This is a genomic window from Streptomyces sp. SID12488 (assembly GCF_010548275.1).
GTDB lineage: Bacteria > Actinomycetota > Actinomycetes > Streptomycetales > Streptomycetaceae > Streptomyces.
The window spans coordinates 1-544 of the sequence record NZ_JAAGLT010000114.1 but is presented as its reverse complement, the minus strand read 5'-3'; the positions used below and the strand labels follow the sequence as shown (position 1 = coordinate 544).

The window sequence follows — 544 nt, the reverse complement described above, 5'->3', positions numbered from 1 at the left end:
GGTCAACTTCCTCGCCCACTACCTGCTCACCAACCTGCTGGCGCCGTCGCTCACGACGGGGTCTCCCGAGCGCGAACAGCGTGGGGAAGAGCCGGGCGGCCGGGTCGTCAGTGTCTCGTCGTCGCTGCACCGCACCGGTTCCATCCAGTGGAGCGACCCCAACCGGGCCCGCAGCTACTCCCGGCTCGCCGCCTATGCACAGGCACAGCTGGCGCTCACCGTCTTCGCGGCCGACCCGCGGGTGACGGCCGTGTCCGTCCACCCGGGCATCTGCGAGACGGCACTGCTGCCGCTCTACGCCCACCACGGCGCGACCGCGGCCGAGGGCGCCGCCCACGTGGTGCGGCTGTGCGACCCGGCCACGGACATCGTCAACGGCGCGTACTACGACCGCGACAAGCGCGTCGACCCGGCCCCGGCCGCCACAGAAGCACGAACCGTCAAGCGCCTCAACAAGCTCGCCGACGTGCTCGTCGGCCAGAACACCTGAAGGCGACGGACATGTCCAAACGCGCCCGCAAGAAAAGAGCCCGCCGCAAGAAGA

General features: G+C 70.4%; 1 pseudogene. It reads left to right on the top strand.

The annotated features are described in order from the left end of the window. Window positions 1-490, top strand: a pseudogene (locus tag G3I56_RS42755) (short-chain dehydrogenase); the annotation flags it as partial. Window positions 491-544: the final 54 nt, after the last annotated feature.